The sequence below is a fragment of the Acinetobacter sp. AS5 genome, assembly GCF_048957595.1.
GTDB lineage: Bacteria > Pseudomonadota > Gammaproteobacteria > Pseudomonadales > Moraxellaceae > Acinetobacter.
On sequence record NZ_JARDAL010000006.1, the window covers coordinates 35,609 to 57,956 of the forward strand.

Annotated in this window: 23 protein-coding genes and 2 pseudogenes; 7 read left to right on the forward strand and 18 right to left on the reverse strand. The window is 43.4% G+C overall.

Annotated elements, in window-relative coordinates; translation table 11 throughout:
• Positions 1 to 32: 32 nt before the first annotated feature.
• Complete coding sequence (locus tag PV763_RS03290) at positions 33 to 149, reverse strand: hypothetical protein (RefSeq protein ID WP_086044934.1); 117 nt, start codon at positions 147 to 149, stop codon at positions 33 to 35.
• Positions 150 to 418: 269 nt separating this feature from the next.
• Here PV763_RS03290 and PV763_RS03295 point away from each other — a divergent pair.
• A pseudogene (locus tag PV763_RS03295) lies at positions 419 to 1,399 on the forward strand (MBL fold metallo-hydrolase).
• 448 nt (positions 1,400 to 1,847) lie between these two features.
• On the forward strand, positions 1,848 to 3,035 hold the full coding sequence (locus PV763_RS03300) for an ammonium transporter (RefSeq protein WP_253174365.1): 1,188 nt from the start codon (positions 1,848 to 1,850) through the stop codon (positions 3,033 to 3,035).
• A 69-nt stretch (positions 3,036 to 3,104) separates the two neighbouring features.
• Here PV763_RS03300 and PV763_RS03305 read toward each other — a convergent pair whose 3' ends face one another.
• Positions 3,105 to 3,728 carry a LysE family translocator gene (locus PV763_RS03305; RefSeq protein ID WP_004645862.1) on the reverse strand — a complete coding sequence of 208 codons (624 nt, stop codon included), beginning with the start codon at positions 3,726 to 3,728 and terminating at the stop codon, positions 3,105 to 3,107.
• Between the two features lie 103 nt (positions 3,729 to 3,831).
• Positions 3,832 to 4,014, reverse strand: a complete 183-nt coding sequence (locus tag PV763_RS03310; protein ID WP_085064447.1) for an NF038215 family lipoprotein — start codon at positions 4,012 to 4,014, stop codon at positions 3,832 to 3,834.
• A gap of 180 nt (positions 4,015 to 4,194) precedes the next feature.
• Between PV763_RS03310 and PV763_RS03315 the strand changes: the two genes are divergently transcribed.
• Positions 4,195 to 5,076 carry a 1-aminocyclopropane-1-carboxylate deaminase/D-cysteine desulfhydrase gene (locus PV763_RS03315; RefSeq protein WP_420937336.1) on the forward strand — a complete coding sequence of 294 codons (882 nt, stop codon included), beginning with the start codon at positions 4,195 to 4,197 and terminating at the stop codon, positions 5,074 to 5,076.
• Here PV763_RS03315 and PV763_RS03320 read toward each other — a convergent pair.
• Positions 5,073 to 5,396 (reverse strand): DUF4870 family protein, encoded by a 324-nt coding sequence (locus PV763_RS03320; protein WP_005263577.1) that lies wholly within the window; start codon positions 5,394 to 5,396, stop codon positions 5,073 to 5,075. The genes PV763_RS03315 and PV763_RS03320 overlap by 4 nt on opposite strands.
• Before the next feature lie 187 nt (positions 5,397 to 5,583).
• Here PV763_RS03320 and PV763_RS03325 point away from each other — a divergent pair, with 187 nt between their 5' ends.
• On the forward strand, positions 5,584 to 6,783 hold the full coding sequence (locus tag PV763_RS03325; RefSeq protein ID WP_420937337.1) for an NAD(P)/FAD-dependent oxidoreductase: 1,200 nt from the start codon (positions 5,584 to 5,586) through the stop codon (positions 6,781 to 6,783).
• Between the two features lie 29 nt (positions 6,784 to 6,812).
• Here PV763_RS03325 and PV763_RS03330 read toward each other — a convergent pair whose 3' ends face one another.
• From PV763_RS03330 to eat, 7 genes are all read right to left on the reverse strand, one after another.
• On the reverse strand, positions 6,813 to 6,962 hold the full coding sequence (locus PV763_RS03330; RefSeq protein ID WP_420937338.1) for a hypothetical protein: 150 nt from the start codon (positions 6,960 to 6,962) through the stop codon (positions 6,813 to 6,815).
• A gap of 129 nt (positions 6,963 to 7,091) precedes the next feature.
• Complete coding sequence (locus PV763_RS03335) at positions 7,092 to 7,259, reverse strand: hypothetical protein (protein ID WP_278357187.1); 168 nt, start codon at positions 7,257 to 7,259, stop codon at positions 7,092 to 7,094.
• Between the two features lie 68 nt (positions 7,260 to 7,327).
• On the reverse strand, positions 7,328 to 9,274 hold the full coding sequence (locus tag PV763_RS03340; protein WP_420937339.1) for a mechanosensitive ion channel: 1,947 nt from the start codon (positions 9,272 to 9,274) through the stop codon (positions 7,328 to 7,330).
• 201 nt (positions 9,275 to 9,475) lie between these two features.
• Positions 9,476 to 9,808: a hypothetical protein gene (locus PV763_RS03345; protein ID WP_005106219.1), complete on the reverse strand. Its 333-nt coding sequence runs from the start codon at positions 9,806 to 9,808 to the stop codon at positions 9,476 to 9,478.
• 138 nt (positions 9,809 to 9,946) lie between these two features.
• A complete protein-coding gene (eutC, locus tag PV763_RS03350; RefSeq protein ID WP_005247876.1) occupies positions 9,947 to 10,762 on the reverse strand; it encodes an ethanolamine ammonia-lyase subunit EutC in 816 nt (271 codons plus the stop codon).
• Between the two features lie 9 nt (positions 10,763 to 10,771).
• Positions 10,772 to 12,157, reverse strand: a complete 1,386-nt coding sequence (locus PV763_RS03355; protein ID WP_420937340.1) for an ethanolamine ammonia-lyase subunit EutB — start codon at positions 12,155 to 12,157, stop codon at positions 10,772 to 10,774.
• Positions 12,158 to 12,182: 25 nt separating this feature from the next.
• Positions 12,183 to 13,607: an ethanolamine permease gene (gene eat / locus PV763_RS03360; RefSeq protein WP_420937350.1), complete on the reverse strand. Its 1,425-nt coding sequence runs from the start codon at positions 13,605 to 13,607 to the stop codon at positions 12,183 to 12,185.
• A 167-nt stretch (positions 13,608 to 13,774) separates the two neighbouring features.
• Here eat and PV763_RS03365 point away from each other — a divergent pair, with 167 nt between their 5' ends.
• Both PV763_RS03365 and PV763_RS03370 read left to right on the forward strand, forming a co-directional pair.
• The gene (locus PV763_RS03365; RefSeq protein WP_004280758.1) at positions 13,775 to 14,197 is read left to right on the forward strand and encodes a hypothetical protein; all 423 of its coding nucleotides are present in this window, start codon (positions 13,775 to 13,777) and stop codon (positions 14,195 to 14,197) included.
• A 108-nt stretch (positions 14,198 to 14,305) separates the two neighbouring features.
• Positions 14,306 to 14,660 (forward strand): annotated as a pseudogene (locus PV763_RS03370) (transposase domain-containing protein); the annotation flags it as partial.
• Positions 14,661 to 14,848: 188 nt separating this feature from the next.
• Here PV763_RS03370 and PV763_RS03375 read toward each other — a convergent pair.
• A complete protein-coding gene (locus tag PV763_RS03375) occupies positions 14,849 to 15,610 on the reverse strand; it encodes a ferredoxin--NADP reductase (RefSeq protein WP_420937341.1) in 762 nt (253 codons plus the stop codon).
• 85 nt (positions 15,611 to 15,695) lie between these two features.
• On the opposite strand from PV763_RS03375, the gene gigC reads away from it, so the two are divergent.
• On the forward strand, positions 15,696 to 16,574 hold the full coding sequence (gene gigC, locus PV763_RS03380) for a LysR family transcriptional regulator GigC (protein ID WP_004280761.1): 879 nt from the start codon (positions 15,696 to 15,698) through the stop codon (positions 16,572 to 16,574).
• 39 nt (positions 16,575 to 16,613) lie between these two features.
• Here gigC and PV763_RS03385 read toward each other — a convergent pair whose 3' ends face one another.
• The 6 genes from PV763_RS03385 to nuoM form a co-directional block, all read right to left on the reverse strand.
• Positions 16,614 to 17,336: a cold shock domain-containing protein gene (locus PV763_RS03385; protein ID WP_253099928.1), complete on the reverse strand. Its 723-nt coding sequence runs from the start codon at positions 17,334 to 17,336 to the stop codon at positions 16,614 to 16,616.
• A 161-nt stretch (positions 17,337 to 17,497) separates the two neighbouring features.
• The gene (locus PV763_RS03390) at positions 17,498 to 17,857 is read right to left on the reverse strand and encodes a hypothetical protein (protein WP_420937342.1); all 360 of its coding nucleotides are present in this window, start codon (positions 17,855 to 17,857) and stop codon (positions 17,498 to 17,500) included.
• A gap of 192 nt (positions 17,858 to 18,049) precedes the next feature.
• The gene (locus tag PV763_RS03395; RefSeq protein ID WP_005106209.1) at positions 18,050 to 18,343 is read right to left on the reverse strand and encodes a cold shock domain-containing protein; all 294 of its coding nucleotides are present in this window, start codon (positions 18,341 to 18,343) and stop codon (positions 18,050 to 18,052) included.
• An 84-nt stretch (positions 18,344 to 18,427) separates the two neighbouring features.
• Positions 18,428 to 19,063 carry a uracil phosphoribosyltransferase gene (upp, locus tag PV763_RS03400; protein ID WP_004280765.1) on the reverse strand — a complete coding sequence of 212 codons (636 nt, stop codon included), beginning with the start codon at positions 19,061 to 19,063 and terminating at the stop codon, positions 18,428 to 18,430.
• Positions 19,064 to 19,186: 123 nt separating this feature from the next.
• Positions 19,187 to 20,731 carry an NADH-quinone oxidoreductase subunit NuoN gene (gene nuoN / locus PV763_RS03405; RefSeq protein WP_420937343.1) on the reverse strand — a complete coding sequence of 515 codons (1,545 nt, stop codon included), beginning with the start codon at positions 20,729 to 20,731 and terminating at the stop codon, positions 19,187 to 19,189.
• Positions 20,732 to 20,734: 3 nt separating this feature from the next.
• Complete coding sequence (gene nuoM / locus PV763_RS03410; RefSeq protein WP_004280767.1) at positions 20,735 to 22,348, reverse strand: NADH-quinone oxidoreductase subunit M; 1,614 nt, start codon at positions 22,346 to 22,348, stop codon at positions 20,735 to 20,737.

Below are 22,348 nucleotides of genomic sequence, written 5' to 3' on the forward strand. Positions count from 1 at the left end.
TATCTCTAGAGGCTTTTTTATTGCTGGGTCACTTAGCCTTGCAACACAAATTCCCAAATCACATAGCCCAGTCCAAAACCAAGTAGTGAATATAAGGTAATAATGAAAAATACAAAGCTGGCATTGTTTTTTCTTTTCCAAAAACTCATCGCGACACCCAAAGCTTGTTCGTAATACCCCATGTTAACGAGCTTTTCATAAAAAGTGAAATATATCTAAGCATTTTATTTATAATAATATTTTAATGAAAAACAGGTTCTTAACTTTCAAAAAATCAATATACAGATTCAGACTGAATTTTTAGTACAGATGCCAAATCAGCACTTCTATTTTTAAAAATGGTAAATATATTCATATTCTTTTTTTGCTAACATCCGTGCTAATACATGGAATTGACTTTAATTACATAAGAATAGCCATGAAATACTTCACCTCTTCTCTCATCATTTCACTGCTTGCTATAGGTTCAATGGCGGGTATCTTTCAAACACATGCACAAACCGTTTCTAGCACCCAACAACAAAAACAGGTTCCCGGTTATTATCAACATAACTTCGGGGATTACCAGATTACTGCCCTACTGGATGGTAGCAATTATCTGTCCAAAGCCTTATTTAAAGATATTCCAGCAGCCCAAGCCGATCAGATCTTGAAAAAATACTACGTTGATCAGGCCAAAGGCATCCAGACATCTGTGAATGCCTTTCTGGTCAATACAGCCAAAGAACTGGTTCTGGTCGATAGCGGAACTTCAAGCTGTAATGGTCCACACCTAGGTTCAGTGTATTCCAATTTACAGGCTTCAGGGCATAAACCTGAACAGGTGAATGCCATCCTGCTCACGCATTTACATCCTGACCATGTATGCGGTATCAGTAATAACGGTATTGCCAATTTCCCTAATGCCAACATTTATGTATCTCAAGCTGAACTGGATTTCTGGATGAATCCCAAAACGGTAGAAAAATTATCAAAAGCCAAGCAGGCAGGTTTTTTGGGCACAGTCGATAAAATCAAGAAAGCCATTGCACCCTATCAGGCCAAGAATCAGCTCAAAACCTTTAAAACTGGCAATAAAATCCATGCTTTCGATGTCATCAGTTCGGCTGGACATACACCGGGGCATTTTGGTTTTAGCTTAAAATCACAAGGTCAGCAGATGGTATTTATTGGGGATATTGTGCATTCACATACGCTTCAGTTTGATCGCTAACAGACCGGCGTTGACTTCGATGTCGATCCACAAAAGGCGATCGAAACCCGCTTAAAATATTTTGCTGAATATGCGAAAAACGGTCAGACGATAGCGGCACCACATTTGCCATTTCCGGGAATTGGACATATTTATTCTAAAGACAATAAAAGCTATCAATGGATTCCGGTACATTTTAAAGATTAATTGAATACTTCAATAATTTTATCTAAGCATGAAACCCTAATTTTTTAGGGTTTTATTTATTTTAAATATCCTTCAGCCAGATTCCCTATGACTTGGTAAATTTAAAACTTGAATGACGCGTTGAGATTTAAAAGCTATGATTTCGTTTATCTTTAAATTTTTTCTTAAAAATCTTTCATTTTTCACGTGCACCTTTAGCATGCTTTTTTAGCACCGTTTTTCTTACGATAAATATAAACGCCTAAAAATATAATATAAATTTGAATTTTATGAACTCTTGCTATGTCTTAGTTTGGTGCAAAAAAATAGCAACGTGCATTATATCGAGTCTTATCAATTTCAAGAAATTCTTCATCAAAATTTCCCTTGCTTAGCCCTCTTCTACAATCAATTTGCCTCTATATACTGATTTTCTTTTGTGATCCCGCGCACTAAATTGGAACGCACCATGCAAAATATAGACTTATTATTTCTTCTTCTCGGTGCAGTTCTAGTGCTTGCCATGCATGCTGGATTTGCTTTTTTAGAGCTTGGAACAGTTCGACATAAAAACCAGGTCAATGCCCTAAGTAAAATTCTAACCGACTTTGCCATCTCCGCCATCGCCTATTTTTTAGTGGGCTACTATATTGCCTACGGTCAGCACTTTTTCCATGATGCTGCAACCTTGTCTGCCGATCATGGCTACAATCTGATGCGCTGTTTTTTCCTGTTGACTTTTGCTGCAGCAATTCCAGCGATTATCTCTGGAGGGATTGCAGAGCGTGCCAAAATGCGTTCACAGGCTTTAGCGACATTATTTCTGGTTGCGCTGATCTATCCGTTTTTTGAGGGTATGATCTGGAATGGCAACCTTGGTTTTCAGGATTGGCTGACCCATGCATTTGGTGCAAGTTTTCATGATTTTGCCGGCTCAGTTGTCGTTCATGCAATGGGCGGCTGGATCGCACTGGCCGCAATAATCCTACTTGGTGCGCGTCATGGCCGTTACAAAAAAGATGGCCGGATCACCGCGCATCCTCCTTCATCAATTCCTTTTTTGGCTTTAGGCTCCTGGATTCTGATTGTTGGATGGTTCGGTTTCAATGTCATGAGCGCGCAGCGGCTGGATGCCATTTCTGGGCTGATCGCTATTAACTCTTTGATGGCCATGGTCGGTGGAACAATAGCAGCCAAAGTTGCGGGGAAAGATGACCCGGGCTTCCTGCATAATGGTCCTTTAGCAGGTCTGGTGGCGATTTGTGCCGGATCAGATGTCGTTCATCCCTTGGGTGCTTTTTTTATCGGGATCAGCGCCGGTATTATTTTTGTGAAATTCTTTACCTATACCCAAAATAAACTCAAAGTGGATGACGTATTGGGAGTCTGGCCTTTACATGGCGTTTGTGGTGCTTTTGGTGGATTAGCTGTGGGTATTTTCGGTCAGCAATGGCTCGGAGGAATGGGAGGAGTGTCTTTAATTTCACAACTCACAGGTACGGTGCTGGCGATTGTCATTGCTTTGGCGGGTGGTTTTTTGGTGTATGGCCTGCTTAAGGTTTTGATGGGTATTCGCCTGACTGAGGAAGAAGAGTTCAACGGTGCAGACCTGTCGATTCATCGTATTTCTGCTAATTCGGAAGAAAATACTTTTTAATGGATATAAAAAAAGCCTCTAGGGCTAGCGGCTTTTTTTATTTATAAGCAGCACGTCTATACGAGATAATTACTTCATACCAAAGATCAGTTTTAAACCAAGTACCGTCATAACTGCGCCTGCGGCGCGGTCAAACAAAGCTTTAAACTTCAAATAAACACGACGTGGCTTTTCCGCAGATAATGCAACTGCGACCAGTGAACACCAGCCCGCATCAATAAAGAAACATAAGACAGGTAAAACAAAATAAAAATACGTTGGAATTTCTTTGGGCAATAACGCGGTAAAAATACTGGCAAGCACAATCGCAATTTTAGGATTGGACAACTGTGTAATTAAACCTGTGGTAAAGGCACGGCGTAAAGACATCTGTTTGGCAATGGCGACATCCGCTTCGATCGGATCTTTGGCATGTTTAATAATTTTAAACGCCAGCCAAAGCAAATATAAACCACCACAAATTTTTAAGGCCAGATAAGCCGAAGGTACAGCCAGCAAAAATGCCTGCAAACCCAGTACTGCCAGCAGACCAAAAATCGCTGCACCGAGACCAGTACCCAATGCAGTAAATAAACCATGTTTACGTGAAATGGCAATTGAATTTTTTGCTACATAAATAGAAGTTGGCCCGGGACTCATTGCGCCTAACATCAGGGCAAAAGCAATCGAACCTAAAATCCAGAATGATTCCACGAGATAACCTGACTTAAAAATTGAAGGGCTATTTTAAGCAAAAACCTGACGATTTGCTGTAAAAATTTCTGGATTTATCATGAATTTTAACTATGGCAATTACTTAAGGTTTTAACTGATCCTGAGCACTCAAATGCTTGTCTAGCAGTTGATAATCCTGCTCATGTACAGGTACGCCACCAATAATCATGGTGCGGGTTTCTGTTTTAGGTTTATTCATCGCATCATCACAGCCCGACAGACTGAGCAGCATGCCGACCCACACAGCATAGGATAATATTTTCATTATTCTACCCTCCTCAGGGTTTCCTCTGTTTAGATTAGCATTGTTATTTAAATTATCAGCAGAATATTTGTGACAATCTACAACCAATTCGACAGCGATCAGCTCGCTATTGCCTATTCAAAAGCTCTGATTTTTAGCACTTCCGCTATAATGCCTCCTTCATAAACTTTGCGAACTTTTATGTTTGAAACCATTGCCCAAAATATTCCAGATCAACAGATTAGTTTTCACGATATTACTTTAATAATACGTCGTCTGGATCTGGTGCATCCGCAAATCTCGGGCAACAAGTTTTTTAAACTGAAATACAATTTTCTTGAAGCCAAAAGACAGGGTTATCAGCATATTCTGAGTTTTGGAGGCGCCTACTCCAATCATATTGCCGCCACTGCATTTGCCGCACAGCAGTTTGGTTTTCAGAGTGTTGGAGTGATTCGGGGTGAAGAACTGGCTGATCGACCATTGAATCCAACATTAGCCACCGCCCAACAATTCGGGATGCAATTGCATTTCGTCAATCGTGATGAATATCGGCGTAAACAACAGCCTGAGTATCTGACTGAACTCGCTCGACAATTTCCTGAGCATTATGTGATTCCTGAAGGTGGAACCAATGCTTTAGCGATTCGAGGTTGTCAGGAAATTTTAAAAGAAAATGATGCGCAATTTGATGTCATTTGTTGTGCAGTAGGCACTGGCGGCACCATCAGCGGATTGATCGAAGCCAGTCACGCGCATCAACAGCTTTTAGGATTTTCTGCACTGAAAGGTTCATTTTTAAAAGATGAAATCGCCCAACTAACGAATAAAACTAACTGGAATATTCTCGATGATTATTGTTGTGGTGGCTATGCCAAAACCAGTGCAGCCTTGATGCAGTTTATCCGGGATTTTGAAGCTGAATTTTCAATTCCACTGGAGCAAGTCTATACCGCCAAAATGCTGATGGGGATTTTTGATCTAATCGAGAAAAATTATTTTCCGGCTGGATCAAAACTATTGGTGATTCATAGTGGTGGTCTGCAAGGCCGTCATATTCCCTTTGATTTTATAGCAAATTAAGCTTCAATCGGTTGATTGTTATTTAAGGCAATTGACCCTTTGACCAAGCGGTAGATATGCCAGATAAAGACCAGAAATACGATCAGGAAGCCAATCAAGATCACGGTTAATAAGCCACCGACGATATAGCCCAGCAAACTGATCCAGAAGGTTTTAATTTGCCAGTCGACATGACTTTCCAGCCAGGTACCGCGCATTTCATCACGCTTGATATAATTCATCACAATCGCAATAAATGGGGTCAGACCAAGAAAAAATCCTAAAATATAAAGAATATAAGTAATCAGATTATATTGTTTTAAATCTTCCGCGCTTGCCATTCGCTTTTCCTTGTTATTATGTTTTTAGTTTGTACAAAAACTATGCATGAGTTTTAGACAGCTTTCAAATATTTTATGTTTAAAATCCACTGCGAATCTGCAATCACGGAACTGATTTTTCTGGAATAGAGAAAGCTGAAATAAAATTGTCTATAATGCTTCCCTTTTCTTCTCCCTTGAGTGTGTGATGTCTTCCAAGCAATACGATGTTCTAGTCATAGGTGCCGGTGCCTCAGGTTTAATGACGGCGTATATGGCTGCGCAACGTGGGCGTAAAGTCGTGGTGGTGGAAAAAGCCAATAAGGTTGGCAAAAAAATCCTGATGTCTGGCGGTGGTAAATGTAATTTCACCAATCTGGAAGTCGAACCGAGCAATTACATTTCACACAATCCACATTTTGTGATTTCAGCTTTAACGCGTTATACCAACTGGGACTTTATCGGCTTGGTATGTGAATACGGCATTGCCTATGAAGAGCGCAAACATGGGCAGCTGTTTACCTTAAATGGTGCAAAAGATATCTTGTCGATGCTGCTGGCGGAATGTGACAAAACCGGTCTGGTCGATATCAAAACCAGCTGCGAAGTGAAAGCAGTCAATCCAGTCGATGATCAAGGCTTTCAAGTGGCGACCTCACTAGGATACTTTGAAGTTGAATCTGTCGTCGTGGCATCCGGTGGTTTATCGATTCCTACACTTGGCGGTTCAGGCATTGGCTATGAGATTGCAAAACAGTTTGGACATCACGTCTATCCAACCCGTGCCGGACTGGTTCCATTTACCTTCTCTGACGGATTTAAAGAAGTCACCACGCGCTTAAGCGGTAATGCCGTAGAAGCAACTCTCTCGAATGAGCTTAATAGCTTTACCGAAGCGCTATTGTTTACCCATCGCGGTTTGAGTGGGCCAAGTTCCCTGCAACTTTCCAACTACTGGAATGTCGGTCAGAGCTTTAAGGTCGATTTCTTACCGAGTGTAGATTTACTGGATTTCTTTAAAACGAAAAAACAAAGTCAGCCCAAAGTCTTGCTGCGTACACTACTGAATGAATATTTACCGAAAAGTGTGGTGGCTGAATTACAAAGTCTGATCTGGACTGAAAGCGCTGAAACTGCCATTGGTAATATCAGCGATGACAAACTGGAACAGATTGCGGCACGTCTGCATGGCTTTGAAGTGAAACCTTCAGGAACTGAAGGCTACCGTACAGCGGAGGTGACTTTGGGTGGTGTAGATACCACTGAAGTATCCTCAAAAACCATGGAAAGTAAAAAGCAGAAAGGCTTGTATTTTATTGGTGAAGTACTGGATGTTACCGGACATTTGGGCGGTTATAATTTCCAATGGGCATGGTCATCGGCACATGCCGCATCGGAATATGTTTAATCAATAGATGATCTGGATTGATACTTTATTCATTCCAGATAATCTGTTTTAAACAGGTTGAGATTGGCCGTATTTGTTAAACGGTCAATCGTCAGCTGCATTTTCTGCGCTTCTCGCAGACATAGCGTCAAGTTATCTGCTGAAGATGCCATGAATTTATGTTGTAGTGCTTTCCACATCGTGTTGATCTCCTTTTCTTTATATTTTTAATGCAAGAAAAATACCAAAATCATTTTGGTATTCATTTGAATATTCTATATTTTTTAAAAAGAAAATTCTATTCCTAGTGACTGAGCAGAATTTTATTCTCAGTTAAATTCGTCTGTCTCTGGTATTTTCTTCTCCAGCTCTCGCTCAGACTGCTCTTCCTGTTTACTCTTCACAAAAATAAATCGATAGGCAGCGGTAAAAAAGCCAAGCGTAATTCCTGCAATGACTAAAGGAGCCAGAACTTTATTAGGTTTCTTGGTATTCATTCATTTTTCCTTATGACTGAACAAAATCGACCACATGAGCGTGGTCGATTTTGCTTAAAGATAACAGGTTATTTCAGGTCATCTTTTTTCTGAGTAGAACGATCAATATCGACATTCGGCTCTTTTTCTCCAGTTGAACCAAATGGATTATTGACTGGCGGATGAGTCGGATCGACTTTTAGTGAATCTGGTACGGCTTGATCCGCATCCGGATTGACCGGATCAATACCCAATGATTCATCATCCTGCGGTGCAGTGGTAAGGATTGCCGGGGTAGTATGAGATAAATCCGTACCCATAGGCATATTCTTGTCTAAATCCTGATTTGGCATGATGCCTGCTCCTGGAGTTGTGATTGAAGAATCGCTAGTGCCTGTAGCAGTTTGCGAACCACCAGAGGACTGGCTCATTGAGCTATCTGTAGAACTCATACCCATTGCTGCACCTGTAGTACCTGACATATCGGTTGCACTTGTACCTGTGGTCTTGCCACCTAATCCAGAAAATATGCTGTTCTCAGCTTTTTCTTTGACTGGATTGGGTTCTTTGGCCTCTCGTTTGGCTTTATCAATCAAATCTGTGAGTACACGCTCCGCAGGTTGACGACCACCCAAACCAAATGCCAAGGCGAATGCCACTGCTACAGCACCCAAAGTTAGACCAAACGCCAAGTTAACGATCGAATCGGCAATACCCATGGCACGCAGACCCATTGCGACAACCAGACCCATAATCAAGACACGAACCAGATTGGCTAACCAGCGTGAGCTGTTATATTCACCACGTTGTACGATATTCGCCACAATATTTGCCAGCCAGAAACCGATTACCAGAATCACCGCACCGAGCAGGATATTGGCACCGAAGTAGATGAACATTGCAATAAGACCACTGATCTGTTCAAAGCCCAGACGGTTCGCTGCTTCAGATACCGCAAATAGCATGGTGAATAAAACGATCAGGAAACCGACTACACTGGAAAGTTTAGTCGTGCCTAAAAAACGCTGGATATCCAGTTTGGCAGGAATTTCATCAACACCTGTACCGGCAACTACTTCAACTACCAGACGTGCTACCAGTTTAGAGACCACATACGCCAGAATCAGAATCAACGCAGCAGCGATAATATTCGGAATGGCATTCATGATTTCATATAGCATGGCTGTAGCAGGCTGAGAAATGGCCTCGATACCCAATGCTTCAAATGCAATGATCAGTGCCGTAATGATCACCACGGCGAAGATAAATGAACCAATCACCTGAGAAACATTCGAGTTTTTGAAGATGCCTACTTTTTCAGCATGTTGCTGTACGTTCAGACTGTTTAATAGTCCTTCAACAATACCGCGCACAATTTTCGCCAGGATATAACCGACAAAAATGATGACTGCAGCAATGAAGATGTTTGGTAAGTAACTAACAACATCGGTCAGCATATTCTGAACTGGTAACAGCAGACCGTTGAGACCCAGAATAGACAGCACGATTGGCAAGAACAGTAATAAAATTAACCAGTAAGCAATTTCACTGATGTTTTTACTAATCGGACTGACACCGACTTCAGCACTGAGTTTTTCATCGAGTTGCGTTCGGTCTAGCAGTTTTTGTAGCCCTATCTTCACCAGATTGGCCACAATCCAACCTATGAATCCGACTGCAATTGCACCTAGTAACTGCGGGATAAATAACAGGAACTGCTGGATCATATTACTGAATGGACCGCTGACACTGGTAAGATTGAGCACGTTCAGCGCACCAATCACGGCAATAATCAGAATAATCCAGAACACGACGCGGGCGATAATGCTCTCCACATTGGAGTGATGACCTGTCGCCGTATTTAAATGTGTATTGGTGCCCAGTTTTTGCAAGAGCTTTTTAACGCCTGCCGAGACCAGTAACGCAATGATCCAGCCAATTACTAATATGGCAATTGCACTAAGAATGGGATGGAACTGATCCCAATAGTACATGGCATCGAAGCCACCACGCGGGCTTCTCATATAATCATTCATGTTGTTCTACCCTCTTTGTTATTAAGCTATTTATCTGAAATCGGGGGCATCTCCCTGAAACAATCAGCCCCTTCTTTTTCCGGATTCATATTAGATTTGATGTTTTCAGACTCAAGCCAGGTAGATGGCACTACCTTAAAACATCACCATCCATTGCAAAAAACCCCCAGTGGTTCACTAGAGCTTTTCAGGTATTTTCAGTTATTGAGTCGCCTGTCCATCAGTCGCAGTTGCTGTTGCTTCTGTGCCATCACCCACGGTTGCTGTAGCTTCCGTTCCATCATTCATGGTGGCGGTGCCTTGTGTAGGCTCACCGACTGGAGTTGAATTATTTGGGGTAGCAGGCTGTACATTCGGATTTGGATGTCCTGCAGGAGCATCATTCGCATCTGGATTCATGTCAGCAAACATATAGAACAGTAGTGCGAGTAAAAAAATACCGACCAAAATCAAGATATAAACAGGGATACGCTTTTTCTGCGTCACGTCTGCCTGATGATTTAAAGGTGGTTTTTTATTGAAATCATCGACCATAACCATCCTCACTCTTTGTTATTCATAAGTAGATTTTTAGAATAACAAGCTGTGAATAGGGCTTCTGTGACAAAACATGGTGAGATGGTGACGGGATGTAAGTCACTAATCCATCAGAATTCTCTGCTAGATGCTACTTTAAAATAGCCGTTTGGCTGGGCTATGTTGCATATCGACTGGGGTTTCGTGTTCATCTTTCAACTGCACCCCTGAAAGCTGTAACTCACAGGATTTACGCATCAATGCGACCAGTCGCTGGATAGCTAGTGGATAGGCCAAGCCCGCAGAACGGACATTGGAAATACAGTTGCGCAAGGCATCATGACACCCTTTAAAAGCATTATAAGTGTAATAAATTCCCATACTATCGGGTGAGCTCAAACCCGGCCGTTCGCCAATTAGCATGACCAGCATTTTCGCCTGTAAAATTTCTGCCAATTCATCACCCAGTGCCACACGACTGCCACGGGCAATCACTAAGGGGGCAATCTGCCAGCCTTGTTCTTTGCATGCCTCTAGCAAGGCCGGAATAAAATGCAGGCTATTTTCCTCAATGGCACGTGCTGATAGTCCATCTCCCAGCACAATGGCTACATCCCAATGTTGCTGATGTTCGGCCCGGTATTGCTGCAATATCGTTTTGGACTGTTCTGAAAGCACACGCCCAAGATCGGGACGTTTAAGATAAAGATCTTTCTCTACCGCCTGGCTTTCAATTTCCAGAATAGGCAGTCCCGTTTTAGCTAAGCCAGATTTTAAGAATTCAACATCAAGTGGCTTCAGTACCGCATCTTTAGCTTGCGCATGTGCCAACTGAAATTCCAGACTTGGTCGAGTCGGCAAGCTGCCCCCAGTTCGACCTAAGGCAATCCGTGCATCAGTAAAGGCTTTTAATTTCTGCCAGGGATTATCCTGTAATTGGGACTCAAATTTCACATCGGCAATCAGTTTCATAGTACTTCCTCAAGACAGGATTAGACGTGAAAATTGCTTCGGCAACTCTGTTGGCCAGTGCAGCTGATTAGACTGTTGCGCCAAAATTCCCTGATGCTCCAGCCAGTAGTCAAATTCGGGTGCCGGTTTTAATCCCAGTAATTGCCGGATGTAGAGCGCATCATGAAAGGAGGTCGTCTGATAGTTCAACATCACGTCATCTGAACCGGGAATACCCATAATAAAATTCAGTCCGGCATTGGCAAGCAAGGTCAGGAGTACATCCATATCATCCTGATCGGCATCGGCATGATTGGTATAGCAAATATCGCAACCCATCGGTACACCGAGCAGCTTGCCACAGAAATGATCCTCTAGTCCGGCCCGGATAATCTGCTTGCCGTTATACAGATATTCCGGTCCGATAAAGCCGACTACGGTATTGACCAGCAAGGGATTAAACTTACGCGCCACGGCGTAGGCACGCGCTTCCAGAGTCTGTTGATCCACGCCATGATGACCATTGCTAGACAAGGCACTACCCTGTCCGGTTTCAAAATACATGACATTTTGGCCCACGGTGCCGCGTTGCAGGCTCAAGGTCGCCTCATAACCTTCCTGTAAGAGCGCCAGATTGATGCCGAAACCGGTATTGGCTTTTTCGGTTCCCGCAATAGACTGGAACATTAAATCAATCGGAACATTTTTATTGGCGAGTTGAATGCCGGAAGTGATATGAGTCAAAACACAAGATTGAGTTGGAATCTCATATTCCTGAATAACATGATCGAGCAGTTTGAGCAGCTCAGTTAAATTCTGCAGATTATCTGTGGCCGGATTAATTCCGATGACGGCATCTCCATTGCCATACATCAGTCCATCCAGAATAGATGCAGAAATTCCCATCAAGTCATCGGTCGGATGATTCGGCTGTAAGCGTGTCGACAGATGACCTTCCAGACCAATGGTATTTCTAAACCGCGTGACTACACGACATTTTTTCGCCACCAGAATCAGATCCTGATTGCGCATAATCTTGCTCACTGCCGCGACCATTTCCGGAATAAGACCCATTTTTAAGGCCGTAATCTTTTCTGTGGTGGCATCTGCACTGAGTAGCCAGTTACGAAAATCCCCCACAGTAAAATGCGAGATCGGATAAAAAGCATCGGCATCATGTTCATCCAGAATCAGGCGGGTGATTTCATCCACCTCATAAGGAATCACAGCTTCATGCAAAAACTGCTGTAACGGTACTTCTGCCAGACACATTTGTGCAGCGACACGCTCGGTTGCATCCACGGCCGCAATCCCTGCCAGCTGATCACCAGAACGTTCAGGCGTAGCCTTGGCCAATAAGGTTTTTAAATCCTCAAAGATATAATGCTGACTGGCCACATTGATCTGATACAGCATAAGTGTGTTCTCCCTGCTAGATGATTTATTTCAATTCCTTTTCTGCTGCCTCGATACTGGCAAACTCTTCTTCCGGCGTACCGGCCACCAGATGATGACGGCTATACAGCAAGAAATAGAGAATCAGTACCACGTAAATGGCGGCTGCCATTAACCAGACTTTTGGATCCACCAGAAAGCCTGCCACCACTGCAATCGCAGCAAGTACCAGTGCAATGGATGCCGTGACAATGCCGCCCGGTGCTTTATACGGACGCGCCAGATTTGGTCGAGACAGTTTAAGCTTGATATAGGACATCATCATTAGTACATAGGAAATGGTGGCACCAAAGACTGCCATCAGAATCAGCAGATCCCCTTCACCTGAAAGGGACAGCAGGAATCCGATAATGCCCGGAATAATAATGGCCAAATAAGGCGCATGATTGCTGTTGGTCAAGGACAGTTTTTTCGGCAAATAACCGGCACGTGAGAGTGCAAAAATTTGACGGGAATAGGCATAAATAATCGAGAAGAAACTGGCAATCAGACCCGCCAGACCGACAAAATTGACAAAGCTCGCCATCCAGGTATTAGCCCCATAAACAGCTACTAAAGCATCCACCAGTGGTGCACCAGAATCTTTAAGCGTATCTGCACCTGCTGCGCCAGGACCGAGCAACAAGATACTCAGGGCAAAGAATGCCAGAATCAGCATGGAACCAATCAGGCCACGCGGCAAGGATTTGGCTGGCTCTTTGGCCTCCTCGGCTGCCAGCGGGACACCTTCAACTGCCAGAAAAAACCAGATCGCATAAGGTACTGCTGCCCAGATGCCCAAATAGCCCAATGGCAGGAAACTGCTTGCACCCGCAGCTTCAGTACTGACCGCAATATCAAACAGGTTTGCACTATTAAAATGGGGCAACATGCCAAAGATGAACACCATCAAGGCAACCGCAGCAATTGCGGTAATCACGAACATGATTTTGAGTGCTTCACCAGCACCTTTCAGATGCAAACCCATAAACACCAGATAGCTCACCAGATAAATGATCCAGCCGCCAATACCAAACAAGGCTTCGCAATAAGCACCAATAAAACAGGCAATTGCTGCCGGAGCGATGGCATACTCAATCAGGATGGCACTTCCGGTCAGATAGCCGCCAAAGGGACCAAAAGCAGTCCGGGCAAAACTGTATCCCCCACCCGCAGTCGGCAGCATGGTCGACATTTCCGACATGGCCAGACACATACACAGATACATGAATGCCACCACAATGGTCGCAATAAACATACCTCCCCAACCCGCCTGTGCCAGACCAAAATTCCAGCCAGCAAAATCACCTGAAATCACATACGCGACCCCCAGACCGACGAGAAGCAGCCAACCTACGGCGCCTTTCTTGAGCTGACGTAAGGCAAAATAATCTTCTTGTACTGCTGTTTCAGTCACACTGGTATCAATCATACTTTTTGATTCTGACATAGCAACCTCGTTGTTTTTATCGTTGTTCCCTGGAGATATGCATAAGCCATACCAGTTCCGCAGGCTTTAGTGAAGACAGTTGAGACGCTGCCTTTCAGCGATGAAATGCGTTATAATTATCCACCTTCTCATTTATACACCCGAGTTATATGGCGTATCGTCAACAAAGTGTATCGCTTGATCTTGATACTGACGTCACACATCAATGTACGCTGCACTACAGCCGTGATCAGCATCTGATTGGAATTATTGAATTTAGTAAGCCAAGCTTCCTGCTTCGCTGGCAAGATCTGGAATATTTCCGTCGTCGTACCGAAGAATTTTCCGTGATGCCTTTTCCGGACTGTGTCAATGCGATGATTATCGATATTCGAGATGTAACGGCATGGCTGGATAATGAAGTGCCGATTATTCCATGGCGACTGTTGGAAGAAGACTGTCCTGTACGTCTGGTGGTGCCTGCAGACCGTATTGAACACTATGCCGGATTCTTTGAACCGACCTGGCTCAGCCCCGATGTCGAAACCGCCATTCAGGAAATCCGTGAATCCATGGATATGTTTGTGCATTAAGCTTGAATCGAAAAAACCTCCGCGATAGGCAATGCTTTTCACTTAATTATTTGAATCATCGTGGAATTTATTAGAGAATCCGATGTCAGGTTTGGCATCGGATTTTTTATGGTATTTCAGCAGGATATTCTAGATCTTAATAATCTGTTTAACCTCTCGAATCTGAGTACTTTTATTCACAATATCCCCGTTGAGTGGATCGAGTCCACACTTAGGTTCCGTGACTATTCGCAGGCGGCGTTCGCCTGCAGATCAGGTACTTTGGCTGGTTCTTGGAATGGCAATTTTTCGTGCTGTCCTCATCTATGAAGCAGCAAGAAGACTCAATATTTGCGATCAGTGGTTAGCGTCTTATGGCTTGCTGACGCGCATTGGTCTAACCGAAGCACTTAAACATCTTGGTGTAGATCCTGTGGAGTGGCTATTTCACCAGACCGGTCAGCACTGTGGACACCAGCGTTATCCGGTTGGGCTATCGGAACTTAGACAGGGATAGGTAGTTTGGTTTTTTGGAGAAGCGTTCGAAGCCTACAAGGCCTCGAACAGTTAAGATGTCAAAAAACCGTTATCCCCTAGATATCACAATCTCGCTCCTGTTAAGGGAACCGCATTGCCTTCAAGCAGGAGCTTTTGCCGATGGACAATTCAGCCTTACCAGTAATTCTCGACCGCGATATTACCTTCACCACGACGGTTCATGGTCAAACCGCGAGCTTTTAAAGCTTCTTTGGTGTCATCGACCATATCCGGATTACCACAGAGCATGACATGCGTCGTTTCCGGATTAAGCGCGATACCTGCTGCCTTTTCCAGCTCACCATTGGCAATTAGAATCGGCAAACGGTCGTGTAAAGGTGCATCGGGTTCACGGGTAATAATCGGGATAAATTTAAAACCGGTATGCCCTTCGCCAAAGGTCTCAGCGATTTCCTGAATCCGGTCCACATAAGCAAGTTCCGCCTGGGTGCGCACACTATAAACCAGATTAATTTTTTCGTATTTGCTCCAGGTTTCAAAGTCTTGCAACATGCAAATAAACGGTGCCAGACCCGTGCCGGTACCCAGTAACCATAGGTCTTTAGGCAAAGGCAATTGATAACGTGCCAGAGTCAGATAACCATAAGGAATTTTTTCCAGATGCAGCTCATCCCCGACTTTGAGGTGCTGTAAATTGGAGGTAAATTTACCTTCTGGAACGACAATCGAGAAAAACTCCAGGGTTTCATCAAAAGGAGATGACACCACCGAATAGGCACGGACTACCAGTTCATCCCCCACTTGTAAACCAATACGCGCAAACTGCCCTGCAGTAAATTTGAAATGCGCCGGGCGTGTCATCGTAAAACTAAATAATGTATTGGTCCAACGGTGTACAGATAAAACTTTTTCTCGGGTAAATTTTTCAATTGACATGATTTCAACGTGGCATGAAAGACTGTGCTCATGGTAGCATGGCAATATAATTTATTAATATTTTTTAAATGTTAAGGCTCTACTCATGCGCATGACTTTACGCCAATTGGCTGTTTTTGTAGCAGTGGCACAAGAGGGTACCGTAACGAAGGCTAGCGATGCCGTCAAGCTTACACAAAGTGCGGCTAGTATGGCTTTAGCAGATCTGGAAGATGGTCTGGGTGCTCCACTATTTGACCGTCTAGGCAAACGTTTACAGCTAAATGACCTGGGGCGCTTTCTTCTCCCTCAAGCCCTGGAAATTTTAGGCCGCTGTGAATCCTTTGAACAAGTTGCTAAAGGTGAGCTTCAAAGTATCGATTTACGTTTAGGTGCAACCCTGACGATTTCGGATTACCTGATTCCTGACCTGATGGCCGATTTCTTGAAAATCAAGCCGCAAGCACATTTACAGCTTCAAGTTGGTAATACCCGCCAAATGATTGAAGCGGTGAATCAGTTCCAGCTGGATCTTGCCTTAATTGAAGGTTCCTGTCATCTGCCACAGCTCCAATGTATCCATTGGCGTGATGATGAGCTGGCCGTATGCTGTGCACCGGATCATCCTCTTGCGCAATTGAACCGTGAACTAACCGCTGAAGATTTTAAATCTGTAGAATGGATTTTGCGTGAAGAAGGTTCAGGTACCCGTGAAGTGTTTGACAATGCCATCTTAAAAGATGTGCCAGATGCCAATATCCGTCTGACACTCGGTCATAATGAAGCAATTTTGAAAATTGTAGCGGGCGGAATCGGCATGTCCTGTATTTCCAAACTTGCGATTGAGCCTTTACGTGAAAAAGGTCAACTGGTGATTCTGGATACACCATTCTGGTCACTGACTCGTCCGCTGTTCATGCTGGTACATCGCCAGAAATATCAGGGTCCAGGTCTGAGAGCCTTTATGAATTTTTGTGAAAGCTAAAATATTAGAAGCACCTTCAGGTGCTTTTTTTAGGATTCATCAAAACTGACTTTCACATGGTATCCCATCGCCGTCACCATCCATTTTGGTATTGGGACAGTTACGAATAAAAAATAATGCTTCCTCATAAGAACGCATCTGACTACAGTGCTCTCGACCATCACATTTAAATTGAGATACAGATGGCGAAGCCGTTTCTGAAGTTTTCGGATTAACTGGGTTACTTTGGCTTCTTAATTCAGTGCCGCGATTTTCCAGGTTCTTTCTGCCCTGTTCAGATAATCCTTGCATAGGTAAATCACCTTGCGCTGCTCGCTGCTCAGCGACAATTCGTTGCTGCTCTACCATCAGTCCTTCAAGCTTTTGCTGTTTTTGAACTTGGTAGCTTTGGTATTTGTTATAAACAAGAACAGCAAGAATCACAATAATCACCAGTCCTGATATTGTGATTATTTTTGATGTAGTTGATGATTTTTTCTTTTCATAACGTGGAGAGGCTTTGGTTTCAATATCTTCATGTAGATCATTATTTTGTGCAACAGACATCGTTGCTTTAACATCCAAGCGAACAATATGGTCCGCCTTAAACTTTCCATTATCTTCCACAATTAAAAACTTTAATTTTTCCCCAATTCTTGGCGGAACATTTTTATTGGGAAAGTCTTTGACATGGAAAAATAAATCTTTAGATTGCCCTTCGATCTGAATAAAACCAAAACCACGATCTTCGTTATAGGTTTTGATTTTCCCCTCTTGAAACATAATTCGCTCTTATCTTTAATATTTTTTATGATTGTGATCAAAAAGAGACTGAAAATCTTTTGTAAAATTCTCTAAAGTAGAAACATAAAAACTAGAAGTGCATCTTATGGCGGAAGAATAGATCCCTAGTTAAAAGTAAAAAAATAAAATTTCTGTTTTATTTATACTTCACCAAAAATCATAAAACCAACAGCTGATGCCAATGCCAGCCATAGGGTCGGACTAAAGAAAAGTGAATTACGTACAGGAACACCGACTGTGGGTGCCAAGGATTGCAAGGCGACGACTTCTGGCACAAATTCATCCTGCGCTTTAATATCTAGACGTACCATGTTGTCTAAGGTCATGCTTTCTTGTTGGGGAATGATTCTAAATTTAAGCCGCTCTCCAATTTGTGGCTCAATTTCAGGCGAAGGTAGATCCTGTAACTTGAAACTTAACTCTTGAGCTTCCCCTACCAACTCCAAAGTACCCATACCACGTTCGGAATCGTAAGTTTTAATTTTTCCATCCGTAAACATGACACTTTTCTCTATAGAATTCATTTAATTTGTATTCTAAGCCAAAGGAAATGCTCAGCATTGTTGCTATTTGGTGGATTTTTTATGTGTTATCTGTCTCTTTGAATATGTAAGCGGTGGCACTATAAAAAAGAGGCTCGAAAGCCTCTTTTTAAATGTGACTAAACACGATTTAAGTATGAAGATTATCTATTAACCGCGGAAGTTGTTTAACAATACCGATGTAATTGATTTATTGTGTGTCGCCACTTTGGTTTTTTTAGCTTTCTTTGAGTTGTCTTCGACACGTTCAATCTTAATCGCTTTGTACTTATCGCCATTTTCAACAACATTAAATTTTACGCGTTCATTACGTTTTGGCTCGCCTTCTGCCGCAGGGAAGTCTGAAATATGGAAGAATACATCTCCCTCAGCGCAGCCAATAAAACCGAAACCTTTGGCAGGGTCATACTGTTTGATTTTGCCCTGATACAATTCATCTTTCATGCTATTGTCCTATCCTGAAAATGCCCTGTCTACATTATATAAAAAAGAGGCTGTAGTAGCCCCTTTTTTCATCATATTCAAAAATTAGTCTTTTTGAACTGAACCAAAGATTTTATCGCCAGCATCGCCAAGACCTGGAACGATATAACCATTTTCATTTAAACCATTATCGATAGAAGCCGTAAAAATCACGACATCCGGATGCGTAGCTTCTACGCGCTTAATGCCTTCTGGTGCAGCAACCAGAACCATCACACGAATGTCTTTACAGCCGCTGGCTTTCAGTACATCAATTGCAGCCACTAAAGAAGAACCTGTCGCCAACATTGGATCAATGATCATCGCGATACGGTTTTGTACATCTGGAACCAGTTTTTTATAATAGGTACGTGCTTCCAGAGTTTCTTCATCACGCTCTAAACCAAGTACCGATACTTTTGCACTTGGAATCAGGTTCAAGAAACCGTCGAGCATACCAATACCGGCACGTAAAATTGGCACAACCGTGATTTTTTTACCCGCGATACGGTCAACTGTAACAGCCCCATTCCAGCCATCAATGTCATGTTCAACCATTGGCAGGTCTTTAGTTGCTTCATAAGTTAGAAGCATGGTCACTTCTTGAGCTAACTCACGGAAATTCTTGGTACTGATATCTGCACGACGGAGTAAACCAAGCTTATGTCGAATGAGTGGATGACGGATTTCATGGATTGCCACGGGAGAACACCTAAAAGGTTAAAGATAAATTTCCGCTATTATAAAGGCTTTTATTGATTTGTATAAATAAAAAAGCCCCCAATCATGGAGGCTTTTTTGTAATAACGTCAATCTTTACAGATATTAGTTAAAACCACTTTGAACCAAAGTGAAAATGAACTGTTGCAATTCAGGTGACATGGCAAAGAATGCATATTTAGATACTGCAATCATCGGATCTGGGTAGACACCAATCACAAGTACCGCAAGCGCAGCAAGAAGTACCATGATACCACCGACTTTTTGACCCCAATGATTCACCGCATCTAGACGTGGTGTTTCAGGTGGTGTCATGTAAAGCACAACCATCACACGTAGGTAGTAGTACAGACCGATACCAGAACCCAGGATGACCATGGCAGTCAGGAACCAGGCTTCGCCTGCAACTGCAGTTTTAATCACCAGGAACTTACCGATAAAGCCGGCAGTTAAAGGAATACCTGCAAGAGACAGCATCATCACTGTCAATACAGCAGTCAATACTGGACGGCGCCAGAACAGACCACGGTATTCAGCCAGACTACCCGCTTCATCCGTATTGTTATACGGACTAGACATTAGCGTAACAACACCGAACGCACCGATCGTGGTTAATACATAGGTAATCACGTAGACGTTTACACTTTCAAAAGTCGCGAAACCTTGAACTTGCAAGAAGTCGGTATTACGTGAGCTTACGATGGCAACCAGCAAATAACCAAAGTGTGCAATTGAAGAATATGCCAAGATACGTTTCAAGTTCACCTGGCGAACCGCCAGCAAGTTACCTGCAAGGATAGACAGAACCGCAATAATCGAAATGATGGTGACGAAGCTGTCTGCCAGGATTAAACCTGAAGACAATACATAACGAACAAACAGACCAATCATCGCCACTTTCGCAACAGTCGCAAGGAAAGTCGCGATTGGCGCTGGTGCACCAGCGTATACGTCTGGTGTCCATTTGTGGAATGGTGCCAGCGATAATTTAAATGCCACAGCAAATACAATTAAAGCCAGACCAATTACCACAGCCGGTTGACTGAATACAGTAAACAGTTTGCCCGGTTCAGCAACGAAACTTAAAGTACCTGTATATGCATAAATATATGCCATACCCATAAGCAGCATTGCAGATGCAGTTGCTGAAAGCACCAGATATTTCACACCCGCTTCAAGCGATTGAGAACGTTGATGTGTATATGCCAACAAGCCATATACAGGAATCGACATCAACTCAAGGCTGATAAAGAATGATGCATAGTGTGAGCTTGCCACCATCAGCATGGCACCCGCAACGGATGTCAGCATCAGGATATACAGCTCTTCACGGTTATCTTTATAGGTTTCGATATACGCGTGAGACAAGGTCGCACATGCAAGTGCAGCAATCAAAATCACAAACTGGTACAGCATCGTAAATGGATCTACGATGAACAGATTCATCACGTTGGCAGGTGCAAACACGCCCGCCAACAAAACGAAAATGATATAGAACGCAGCAAGGTTTAAACCAATCACCGTGGTGGTAGCCACCAGGTTATGGTTACGCTTGATTGCGGTCAGCAACATCACGACGATCGCAGTTAACGACACGATCATCACAGGTGCTAGAGGCATAAGCTCAGAAAAAGACATTGTGAAGTTCATGGCTTATTGGATCTCCACATTTTCAAGTTGAGTCGTTACTTGATCAGCAACTTCAACCACTTCTTGAACTGGAATGTAGCTATTCGCTAACCACGCCATGCTTGAGTTAGAAACGTCAAGGAAGCTTTGTGGATATAGACCAAGCCAAAGTAGACCAAACGCACAGATCAACAATAATGCGATTTCACGTGCATTTAGATCTTTTAACGGATTTGTATAGTGCTGCTGTTGCGCTTCATTTGGTACACCAAACAAGGCTTTGTGAATCAGGATCAAACCATACAGACCCGCAAATACCAAACTGATTGCCGCAAGAATGGTAAACGCCGGGAATTTCGCATAAGCACCCATCAGGATCAGGAACTCACCAATGAAGTTACCTAGACCTGGAATACCCACCAACGCCGCGACGAAGAACATCAGGAAGAATGCAAGATACGGGAACTGACCACGCATACCACCCATCAAACGCATATCACGCGTATGCACACGCTCATATACCTGACCACACATAATGAACAGCGCAGCAGATGAAATACCATGTGCCAACATCATGATCATCAGACCCTGGAAGGTCAGGATGTTACCTGCGTAGATCGCAAGTAAAACGAAGCCCATGTGTGAAATAGAGGTATAAGCCAACAAGCGTTTCATATCGGTTTGCTGGAAAGCACACCAAGCACCGTAGAAAATACCGATTAAACCCAGGATGATTGCGAAGTCTGCAAACTGTGCAGACGCTGCCGGGAAGAACGGAATCACGAAACGTAATAAACCGTACGCCGCAGTCTTAATCAAGATACCTGCAAGATCGACAGAACCCGCAGTTGGTGCTTGTGCATGTGCATCTGGTAACCAGCCGTGTAATGGGAAAACTGGAAGTTTTACCGCAAAACCGATGAATAAACAGATCATGAATGCATAAGCAACCGCTGGCGCCTGAGCATCAAGCGTATTCGCCACACCTAATAAATAGTTGTAGTCGAAACGGATTTCACCCGTCATGGTATAGCCCACAGTCACCAGACCCAGGATACCAATCAGCATCACCAAACCGGCAACCTGCGTGTAAATGAAGAACTTGTTAGCTGCATAAACACGTGACTTGCCTTCTGCCCCTTTATGACCCCAAAGGGCAATCAGGAAGTAGATCGGTACTAGCATCATCTCCCAGAAGAAGAAGAACAGGAACAGGTCAATCGCAAGGAACACACCGATGACGCCACCCAACGACCATAAAAGGTTCAAGTGGAAGAAACCAACGTTCTTTTGAATCTCACCCCATGAACAGCCTACTGCCAGCACACCCAGGAGTGCAGTCAAGCCAACCATAAGAAGTGATAAACCATCCACTGCCAAGTGAATGTTAATGCCCAGGGTTTGAATCCAAGGCAATTTGAATTCGGCAGCCCACGAAGGTGTAGCACCGCCTAATTCATAGTTATAGGTACCAGTCTGCCAAAGGACGATGGTCAAAACCAACGTCACCAGCATACCGATCAGCGCGATATAACGCGGTAAGTGTTGGTCGAGTTTATCGACCAACCAGCATATGAAACCTGCAATGAACGGAATGAGGATCAGAGCCGGCAAAATAATATTGTTTGGAGCTTCCAT